General features: G+C 63.7%; 7 protein-coding genes and 3 pseudogenes. 7 read left to right on the top strand and 3 right to left on the bottom strand.

What is annotated here, in order from left to right:
• Positions 1 to 312: pseudogene (locus ACWEKR_RS35110) on the top strand (mammalian cell entry protein); the annotation flags it as partial.
• Between the two features lie 159 nt (positions 313 to 471).
• Positions 472 to 842: pseudogene (locus tag ACWEKR_RS35115) on the top strand (transposase family protein); the annotation flags it as partial.
• A gap of 644 nt (positions 843 to 1,486) precedes the next feature.
• Here the strand turns inward: ACWEKR_RS35115 and ACWEKR_RS35120 are convergent.
• Positions 1,487 to 3,592: a bifunctional 3-(3-hydroxy-phenyl)propionate/3-hydroxycinnamic acid hydroxylase gene (locus ACWEKR_RS35120; protein ID WP_452358174.1), complete on the bottom strand. Its 2,106-nt coding sequence runs from the start codon at positions 3,590 to 3,592 to the stop codon at positions 1,487 to 1,489.
• Positions 3,593 to 3,648: 56 nt separating this feature from the next.
• The gene (locus ACWEKR_RS35125; protein WP_452358175.1) at positions 3,649 to 4,956 is read right to left on the bottom strand and encodes a cytochrome P450; all 1,308 of its coding nucleotides are present in this window, start codon (positions 4,954 to 4,956) and stop codon (positions 3,649 to 3,651) included.
• Between the two features lie 172 nt (positions 4,957 to 5,128).
• Here ACWEKR_RS35125 and ACWEKR_RS35130 point away from each other — a divergent pair, with 172 nt between their 5' ends.
• Both ACWEKR_RS35130 and ACWEKR_RS35135 read left to right on the top strand, forming a co-directional pair.
• On the top strand, positions 5,129 to 6,352 hold the full coding sequence (locus ACWEKR_RS35130; protein WP_452358176.1) for a PucR family transcriptional regulator: 1,224 nt from the start codon (positions 5,129 to 5,131) through the stop codon (positions 6,350 to 6,352).
• Positions 6,353 to 6,464: 112 nt separating this feature from the next.
• Positions 6,465 to 6,700: pseudogene (locus tag ACWEKR_RS35135) on the top strand (VOC family protein); the annotation flags it as partial.
• A 151-nt stretch (positions 6,701 to 6,851) separates the two neighbouring features.
• Here the strand turns inward: ACWEKR_RS35135 and ACWEKR_RS35140 are convergent.
• Entirely contained in the window at positions 6,852 to 7,517 is a 666-nt protein-coding gene (locus ACWEKR_RS35140; protein ID WP_452358177.1) for a TetR/AcrR family transcriptional regulator, read from the bottom strand.
• Between the two features lie 233 nt (positions 7,518 to 7,750).
• On the opposite strand from ACWEKR_RS35140, the gene ACWEKR_RS35145 reads away from it, so the two are divergent.
• From ACWEKR_RS35145 to ACWEKR_RS35155, 3 genes are read left to right on the top strand one after another with little or no spacing between them, the layout of a single operon-like run.
• Complete coding sequence (locus ACWEKR_RS35145) at positions 7,751 to 8,935, top strand: cytochrome P450 (RefSeq protein WP_452358178.1); 1,185 nt, start codon at positions 7,751 to 7,753, stop codon at positions 8,933 to 8,935.
• 13 nt (positions 8,936 to 8,948) lie between these two features.
• Positions 8,949 to 9,146 carry a ferredoxin gene (locus ACWEKR_RS35150; protein WP_437201583.1) on the top strand — a complete coding sequence of 66 codons (198 nt, stop codon included), beginning with the start codon at positions 8,949 to 8,951 and terminating at the stop codon, positions 9,144 to 9,146.
• 13 nt (positions 9,147 to 9,159) lie between these two features.
• A complete protein-coding gene (locus ACWEKR_RS35155; protein ID WP_452358179.1) occupies positions 9,160 to 9,765 on the top strand; it encodes an FAD-dependent oxidoreductase in 606 nt (201 codons plus the stop codon).
• Positions 9,766 to 10,314: the final 549 nt, after the last annotated feature.

Consider the following 10,314-nt stretch of genomic DNA (forward strand, 5'->3'; position numbering starts at 1 on the left):
TACCAGGATCAGTTGTCCGGCACGATGACCGGTCTGACCAACGTGACCCAGCAGTTGCGCGACAACGCCTACGGCCTCACCGAGGTCGCCGACCTCACACCGATGGTGTTTCAGAACATCAGCAATATCATCGACCGCGACAAGGGATATGTCCGTGTTCATTTCATGATCCCCACGGCCCTCAACGGTGAGATCGTCAGCCTCTTCTGTGAGCGCATCCAGATGAAGGCCGACGGCTGCCGCACCGGAAACATGCAGGACTTCGGACCCGACTACGGCCTCACCGCCGCACTACTCGGACTGACAAAATAGCCCGCTGACCCACTGGAGCAGCGTCTGGGGTTTTGGGGTTGTCGGAACAACGGCTCTGGCTCACTTCCGGTGGCACGGGGTGACCGCATGGGGGCGCGCTGCCCTGGAGTGTGAGGCGAATATCGCTGTGAGCTGGTGTTCTCGGGTTCGACAGTGATGGTTGTCGATGAGGGCTTGCGGGTCGTGGTGCAGGCCAGGACAGCGCCCGGCCCGGCGGTGCGCTGGCCGCGGCGCGGTGTCGGAGAAAGCCCACAGCAACTATCACAGGACCGTCCGATCTGCCCGTCGACGGCCGCCTGGTCATCGTGCGGGTGCGGGTCCGACGGTTGGCCTGTCCAACCCGCAGTGCTACACGACGTTTCGTGAATGGAACAGCGGTCATCGACGCCGTCACTCACGAACGGATCGACGTCTTGGCCCACCGTAAGTCCGAAACCCTCGAAACATGTCTGCGGAACAATCCAGACGTCGAGGTCGTCGTCCGCGACGGATCGGCCACCTATGCCGAAGCGACCCGCCGCGCACGGCCGCTGCTGGGCCGCGGGCCGACAATGTATTCGCAGCTCAGCAGCCCAAGAAACCAGATACCTCCAACGCGGTTCACTCGTGACGGCGATGCCAATCGCAAACTAGTCGATGCGAATACATGGAGCTTCCGCGAAACAACCTTGACACCATTCTCGAAGAAATCGACGGGCCGCCACGTGTGGTGGGATCGGACCACGCGCAACTAGGCAGTCGAAACCATGACGCTGCTCGAGCCGCATCAGCGCACGCGCGGAAGGCGCCGCGCCCACTATTCGACGGCAGGCTCCAGCGCCACAGTGCCTGCTTCACACCGGCAGTCACGGTCGTGCGCTGATACAACACCCGACGCCGCGCCCACCATGCCAATTCGGTCTGGCGCGACCCGATCGCCGGCTTCGCTCTCGGCGCCCCCCCGGCCCAGCATTTGGGATCGGTCCGCGCATTGACTCGAAGTGGTAGATGAGGTCCGGTACGGCAACACGCGACGCCGTGAGAACACGGTATCGCTGCTCGATGACACGGAACCGGTGATCGGATGGGCCGTGCCTCTCACAACATCTTCTTCTCCGGATCAACCCGGCCCGGCACTGGTGATGCGGCCAGGAAGGTCGCCGATATCGGTGCCGGCACCGGGCATGCGGCTTGGCTACAACAGTCGACCAGACAGGTTTAGCTGCACCTCCGGGCGGACCATCCCGAGGCGGGGCCGGATGCCGTACGTGGAAAGACTTATCGACGCGGTCGCACAGCCGGTGAGGGTTTCTCCTTCCGCAGCGGTGTTTACATCGATCACCTCGTCACACGTGTTGCCCACAATCGTGAGCGCGCCAGTGATACGCATCCCTGTCCCGGTGCGGGCGGCCTCGCCGGTGAACGTAATCAACGGGTACCGCGCTGTGTCGAGGAAGTCGGGCCCACGCAAGTGGCGATCACGGAACGCGTTGCCGGAGTTGATGCTTGCGCTGGCTATTTCCAATCGGACACGAGCCGTGTCGTCCGGTCGCCAGGTAAGCGAACCGGTTGCCTGCTCGAACCGGCCCGACACCGGCGCCAAGCCCCACCTACCCCGAGCGGTGAATCCGAGGTGTAGATCGGAGGGAGCCAGGGTCCGTGTGTCGGTGTCATCGGCCGGCTCACGGTCTTGTCGGCTTCGGTGCGACATGCGGCGGGCGAGGGTCTGGACGGTAGCGTCGAGCGCTGCGGCAGAGGGGTTAGCGTAGACGTAGTGATCCGGCCGCACGATGGCGAAGGGGTGGGGCTGGAGAAGCGGCCGGGTGAGGTTGTTGATGTCCTCGAAAACATCCGTACGGGCGCCTGGTTCGTGCGGCCGCTCACCAGGAGAGCACAAGGTGAGAAAGGTCGCGCGGAGTACGTCTTCGGCCAGCGTTCGGCCTTCGCATGTCAACGCGACGCGAGGGTCCTGGCCCCAGCCGACGATGCGCCACCCCGATCCGGTGATGTCCTCGAGAAGACATTGTGAGCCATCGAATGTGCGCACCTGTGGCTGGGGGAAGAGCCGACCCACTGGTGACTGCCGCGTAGGTGTTTCGCCAAGGAAGCCTCGTGTATAGGTGGCGGGTTTCCGGCCGGTGCCCTCCGTGACTATGCGACGTATTCGTGGAACAGCCAGCAGAGCCCGGAATGCAGCGTCACGCGCGGCGGCTCCGGCGGGTGACCGCATCATCACGAATCGGCCGATGCGCACCGACAGCTTGGTCATCTCTTCGACGTGCGGGCGCCGTTCAGGTTCGTAGGACTCCAAGATGGAATCCGGTGCGCCGGCAAGCACACTGGCGATCTTCCATGTCAGGTTGACGACGTCACGGATACCGGAGTTCAGGCCCTGCCCGGCAAGCGGCGGCATGAGATGGGCGGCGTCTCCGCACAGGAATACTCGGCCCACGCGCCATCGGTCGGCGCATTTTGCTGAGAAGGTGTAGATCACATGGCGCAGGATCTCAGCGGAGTCCGGATCTGCGTGCTGCGCGACGACAGCCCGGGCTGCCGCGGGTTCGAGCAGTTCCGCGCGATCTTCGTCTGGCATCACCATGCGCTCCCACCGATGGTTGCCGGCCGCCAACCGGGTCGTCATCCGCGGCCCGCCCGGGTCCATCCTGAACTGCACGTACGGCAAGTGCGCGACAGGCTCCGGCAGCTGCGCGTCGACGATGAGCCAGGGCTCCTGGTACGTCGAACCGACAAGTTCGACTCCGATCGCGGCGCGCGTCGCGCTGTTTGCGCCATCGCATCCGAGTGCATACCGGACTCGGGCCCGTGCCGGATTGCCCTCTGCGTCAACGAATGTCAGTTCGACTGCCTCGTAGTCCTGATCCACGGACGTCAACGTGTTGCCCAGCCGGACGTCGACGCCGGTCAGCTCGTCGAGCGCATTCCGCAACGTGCCGTCCAGGAGCGGCTGATAAATAGCGTTCAGCCAAGGATGGCCCTGCGGGCGCTCGATCGGCAGGGCGGTAGCCAGCACCTCGCCGCGGCGCGAGAGCCATTGCACGCCCATATTGAGCAGCATGGTCTGCGCGGCCCGCTCGTACAAACCCGCCTTCTGCAATGCACGGAGGGCCTCACCGTCTAGAACCCCGACTCGTGGATGCGCATACGCCGCGGGCTGCCGCTCGATGGCCAACACTGTCAATCCTGAGCGCGCGAGCAGAATCGCGGCCATCTCGCCGACCGGGCCCAGCCCGATGACCGCCACTTCATGGGTCAGGTCGGATACATGGTCGACGCGCGGCACCGCATCTCCTCCTTGTAGGTATGTAGGTGTGTGCTGGATATGATCGGCAGGAGAATTCACTCATCTCTCCGGCCGACGAGGCGAAGCGGAAGCGTTTCGAAGCGGTGGATCACGTTGTTGACCGCCACCTCTGGTGTGCCGGTCAACTCGATTCGATCGACGTAGCACAGCAGTGCGCCCAAGATGGCTTCGGTTTCCATGCGTGACAGGCCCTGCCCTGCACAACCGTGGGTGCCATAGCCGAATCCGATTTGCGCGGAGGCATCACGGGTGATGTCGAACCGATCGGGGTCAGTCCACGCCCTCTCATCCCGGTTTGCCGATGCATACATGACCAGGAGCTGCGAGCCCGCTGGTATCCGAACACCGGCGACGACCGAGTCGACCTCGGAGCGGCGGGCGAACACACGCAGAGGTGACTCGATCCGAACCACCTCGTTCACGGCGTTCGACCAGGAGCGAGTCCGGTTGTCCCGCGACAATGTCCACTGATCTGGGTAAGTGGCGAAAAGCCATAGGGCCGCAGCTATTGCGCTGGCTGTGGTATCGATGGAGGCCCCCAGGCAATCCATCAAGAATGTGGGTAACTGCGACGCGTCCACCCGGCCCTGCTCGATACCCTCGATCAGTTCATGGGCCATGCTGCCGGGCAATACGTCTCGCTTGCGGGCGAGGTCATGAACGAAATACAGCATCTGGCGACTGGCCGGCACGGATCGGACCGACACAGAGTTGAGCGGCCCCATCCTGTCGAAAATGGCTCCCGCCCAATTCACGAGCTGGTCGCGGCTGCGATGAGGCCAACCAATCAGATCCGGAACAACACTGAGCGGCGAGCGGAGAGCGATGTCTTCGACTCCGTCGATCCCGTCTCGGTCGACCACCGCCTTCACAACCTGATCGGCTAGACCATCGACCTCTGCTCGCATGGAATGCAATGCTCGCGGCGTCAGCCGATGGGCCAAAAGCTTTCTCTGAGCTGCATGCACATCGCCGTCGTTCAGCAAGGTGCTCTTCTTGCCCACCTTCCGCGGTATAGGTTGCAACGAGACGCTGTTGGACGACCGGTACGTGGCATCATCAGCCAGAACTTGTCTGACCTCGGCATACTGGGTGATCGAGTACACGCCTTGCTTCTGTGACCACACCACGGGACCAAGTGCGCGCATGGCGCGGTAATGCGGGTAGGGATCACGGATCGCCGCGACCGAGTAGATGTCTTCGTCGTAGACCGGCACGCCCGGCGGACGTCGACGCTGCCCCATCCCCAACCGCGCCGCGTAGCGGGTCGACCAAGACGCAGGTTGCTGCCCGTGTGCAACGGGGCACCGGCCCAGTTCTTCGTGCGGCGAATTCACTGTCATGGCGGCTTCCTTCACTCGCGCAGTGGCGCAACCACGATGCAGCGGGGCGTGGGTTGGTGGACATCTGGCGTCATCAGTGTCGACCGCGCTCACGCCGACAACAAGGTGCGAAATGCACCTTTTTTTCCATAGAACGGTGTGATTCGCACCATCATGTGCATACACTCAGGGGGTGTCCTGGGACCGGCCGCCCGAGCGGATTCGCGAGTTGCTACGTATCGGCGCTGAACTCCTCGTTCAGCACAAGTCCGGGTGGCTCGATGAATTCACCCGGACCTTCCTGAGTTCACCTGGCATGGAAGTCAGCGTCAGCGAGCCGGTGCTGGCGGCCGAATCCGAGCGTGCGGCGCGAGCGACCATTCTGAGATGGGCAGTGTCCAATATCAGCGACCCTGGCGCGCCCGTGGCTCCTGTGCTGGACGCCGACATCGTCGATATCACACGCGATCTGGTGCGGCGAGGTCTCGATGAATTGACAGTGACCAGTTATCGCATCGGCCAAAACGCGGCCTGGAAACTGTGGGTGCGCCTCGCGTTCTCGCTGACCTCCGAGGTCGATGAATTGGAGGCACTTCTCATCGTCTCGGCACAATCGATCGGCGAGTTCGTCGAAGCGACCCTGGCAATGATCACTGAACTGATTCATGCTGAACGTGAGGAGCTACTCAGGGGATCAGCCCCCGAACGGCGTGAAGTCGTAGCGCTATTGCTCGAGGGCGCACCGATCACACGCGAGCGCGCCGAAATGCGACTCGGATACGGCCTAGCCCAAATCCACACCGCCGCCATTGTATGGAACACCCAGCCTGATTCCGAACTGAGACGGCTGGAGCAAGCGGTTGGGGTATTGGTGAAATGCGCGCAGAGCCCTAACCCGCTCACGATCATTCCCGGCGCCGCCACCATTTGGGTATGGCTGCCGGGCGAGGTGACCGTAGACGCCCAGACACTCGCTGAACGAGTTCGCGACATCCCCGATGTCTGTATCGCGGTTGGTTCCACGGCGCGCGGAATCGAAGGCTTCCGCCGCACCCACCTTGATGCCTTGTCTACACAACAGATGCTCACACGCCTGCGATCCAGCCGACGCGTCGCCACCTACGACGAGGTGCGGCTCGTATCGCTCCTCGCCGCCGACCACGAGCGTACTGATCACTTCATCCATCACACCCTGGGTGATCTCGCGAACGAGAGCGATCACGTGCGAGAGACGGTGTTGACGTACGTGCGAGAACAATGCAGCGTGGCACGCACCGCAGCCCGGCTGCACGTCCACCGCAACACGGTCATCAGACGCTTGGCGCGAGCAGACGAACTTCTCCCTCGCCCCTTGGACACCAATACGCTGCACATCGCCGCCGCCCTAGAGGTGTTGCAGTGGCGGGGCGCCACCTGATACTACCGCGGCATGGTCGCGCGCGGCGCGTCCGGTTCCCTAAAACGGAAGCGGCCCGACGACTTCGATCGGCACACCGAGAATCTCGGTCCAGAAGTAGTCATCGATCGGCGTCGTCGAGCACTTCGCCGACGGTGACCTGTTCGACGCGACTGTCGAGCCCGGCTGGACGCCGATGGCCGCCTCGGGTTTGGCCTAGCCGAGGCCGCCCCGACCAGAGACTTACTCGGCATCAGTCCCGGTCGGGAATCTATGCGGAAAGCACGCGCGGTTTTCGAGGCCTTGCGCGATGACAACGAATTCGACCTCCGCCGCCTGCGCGGCCTGCTGAAAGTGGCCTCCTCATGAGTATTTCCGTTCACGCACCGCCGAGGGCTGGTGGGTGTTCACACCATCAGCGCTTCGCGTGTGGACACATCGGCCACGACAACCACAGGACTGCCGACCGAGCCGGACGCGATCGCCGCAGCGTCGGCGAGTGCACCTCACTGGTGCAACTTCACCGCCTGCGACTATCCAGCAATGTTTGCGTGGCGGTGTCCACATCGAGGGCGGGGTCGAGTTGAGCGGCAGCACGCAGCCCGGCGACCACCATCGGGATCAGGGCATCGATCATGGATTCGATGTCGAAGGGTTCTCCGTTCTGTAACCAGTAGAGGGTCGCCTCATCGATCGCACCGGTGGCAGACCGCATCATCATGCGCAAGGCGGGAGTCCGAGGGCCGAGTCCCAACAGGGTGGTCCACCCCTCGATCGTCCGCCATCGACCCGCTTCGAAAGCCTCGAACGCCTCGGGGTCAGCGCTTCGTCCGCCTAGAACCAACCGCAGCGCGAGCCCGCGGTGTGCGGCGAGATAACTGAGGTGAGCGCGAAATCCCGCGCGGATCTGCTCGACGACAGGAAGCTCTTGATCGAGCCCCTGAGCTCGCACGATCCGGTCGGAGGCATCCCGTAAGGCCGCCAGATAGATGCCGCGCTTGTTGCCGAAGTAGTGGAACAGCAGCCCGTGGGCCACCCCGGCGGCTTTTGCGATGTCGGCTACGGCCACCTCGTCGTAGCTGTGTTCGGAGAACACGTCGACTGCCGCGTCGATTAGGCGCTGGCGGGTCTCGGCGGCCTGCGCGGCACGCATGGTCGTGCGCCCCTTCCCGGTTGTCGCGGTCATCGGTGTCCCTCCTGTTGCCTGCCGATCGCCTCCTCCGATACTGGGCCGCCACCGCGGGAAACACAAGTTGATTTCATGTCATTGACATACAGTCAATCAAATGGCTACCCTGAGACGCAGGCCACAGATAGGCCCGGCGATCCAGTCGCCTGAATCCAGTTCGAGGCGGGATTCGGCCGGGACGATCCGGTGAAGAGCCAACGACGGACGATCGTCGGTGTTGAGGAGTTTCGATGCGTAAGACTGCTGGTGTCCCCGTTTACCAGCCGGACCTGTACTCGCGGCAGGCGATCATGGACCCGTATCCGCACTACGCCCGGATGCGCGAGTTGGGTCCGGTCGTGTGGTTGACAAGGCAGCGGGCATACGCGTTACCGCGCTATGCCGAGTGCAAGGCTGCGCTACTCGCTGACGACACTTTCATCTCCGGCGAGGGCGTCGGACTGAATCCTGTCGCCAACCGGCTTTCGCGTGGCACCACCCTCAACAGTGACGGCGAAGACCACAGCCGGCGGCGTGCGCTACTGGGCCGACGATTGACCCCCAAGGCGCTGCGCACGATGCGTGAGACGGTCGAGCGGCAAGCAGTCGCGGCCGTCGAAGCGGCTATAGCACGGGGCCGGATCGACGGCGTCGAATTGGCTACCACACTGCCGATGTCGGTCGTACCCGATTTGATCGGATGGCCACAGCACGGCCGCGAGCACTTATTGCGTTGGGCTGGAGCTACTTTCGACTCGCTCGGGCCGATCAACAAGCAATCGATCCGAACCGCTCCGGCCGGCATCGAGATGGTGCGGTTTACCCGCCGCCTCGCGCGCGACCGGCAGCTACTGCCCGGCAGCGCGGGCGCGGAGATCCTCCAAGCCGCCGATGAAGGCAAGATCGCGCACAGCGAGTGCCCGGCCATGATGATCGACTTTCTCGCACCCTCATTGGACACCACGATCAGCGCGATCTCCAGCGCCCTGTACCTGTTCGCCGCCCATCCGCACCAGTGGCAGCTACTGCGGTCCGACCCCACGATGATCGCCAATGCGGTGAACGAGGTGGTGCGTTACGAGTCACCGCTGCGGGCGTTTTCTCGCAAGACAATTCGTGACGTCGCCCTGGCGGGGGTCACCATTCCGGAGGGTGCACGGGTGGTGGTGATGTATTCCTCGGCGAACCGGGATCCACTCGAGTGGGATTCTCCCGACACTTTCGACATCCGCCGCGACGCATCCCGCCAACTGGGCTTCGGCCACGGCACCCACGGCTGCGCCGGCCAGGGCCTGGCCCGGCTGGAAACCCAGGCCATTCTTGCCGCACTGCTCCAGCGCGTGGAACGCATCGAGATCGCCGGACGACCGCAATGGGCGATGAACAACATCATCCACCGCTTCGAAACCCTTCCCCTGCAACTGTTTCCCGCCTGAAGGACGAATCGCAATGAAGATCTCCGTCGACTACCTTCGCTGCGAAGGCCATGGCATGTGCGCCGAGCAGGCCCCCGCAGTGTTCGAACTCGATGACGCAGGCGAATTGACTTACCGATTCGAGGGCGGTGACGTCCCCGACGAGCATGTCACCGCCGCGCGTGCGGCCATCAGTTCCTGCCCGGTAGCGATCCTGCGAGAGCAGTCATGACCTCCCCCGCTCGATCGTCGTCGTCGGCGAGTCCATCGCCGGGATCACCGCGGCGCGTGAATTGCGCACCCTAGGACACACCGGTCGACTGACCATCATCGGCGCCGACGAACTCGGCGGCTACTCGCGACCGCCATTGTCCAAGGCGGTCCTGCACGACCCGGCCGCCGAGGGCTCTCTGCCGTATCGGCTCGACGACCTAGCGATAGATCTCCTCCGCGAAGCCGCCGTCAGCACCGATTTCGACGCCCGCACCGTCGTCACCACCGCAACCGGTCGCACCCTCGCATATGACGGGCTCATCGCCGCAACCGGCACCGACGCACGTCGGCTGGCCGCCTGTGGACAGGCCGGGGAACTGGTCCTTTGGACACTCGAGGACGCGCGGACATTGCGAGCGAGGCTCTCGACCGCCACCTCGGCGATCGTGGTCGGCGCCGGGTTCCTGGGGATGGAGCTCGCCAGCGCGTGCGTCGCTCGCGGCGTCGCGGTCACCGTGATCGACGTCGACCCTCCGTTGCGGCGCATCCTCGGGCCTTTTCTCTCCGACGCCATACGCGCACGGGCCGAAGAACACGGCGTCCGGATACTGCCTCACTGGATCGAGCGGGGGTTCTGAGCTGCGCCGCGACCGGCGCGTCTACCGGGGATGCGAGCATCGCCAGCCAATTCGCAAATTTCGGACACGTCGTTGCCGAAACCATGTAAAGTGGCACCGACGACGCCGAGAAAGGCCGGCGTCTTCGCCATATGCCGCGCCGACCGACGGTTTGTAGGCGCAGCCGGGCTTCCGGTTGCCTACTGGTGGCGACAATGCAAGGAAGGTCTTCGATGGAAATCGCTGTCTTACGCGCGTCGTTTGCGCGGCGATTGCGGCGCGACTGATTGACGCGCCGTCCGGGCGTCGTGCAGCCCGCTGAGACGCGATGAATTGCCGTGGGTGGCCGGTATGGCGATAGGTATCGACGAACAGTTTCCGGGAGTCGCAACCAAGCCCCGCCCGGCCCGCGATCGTAAATCACGTTATTCGTCTGACAGAGAGGTCGCGCATCAACCCTCCCGCGTTCGGACAGCTGTCAACGGAACGCCAATCCGGACCATCTGACGGCAGTTCAATCTGGACCACCTGGCCGGTTGGATTGGTGGTTTCAGTCTTCAGTTGTGCCGG

The sequence above is a fragment of the Nocardia sp. NPDC004573 genome, assembly GCF_053602135.1.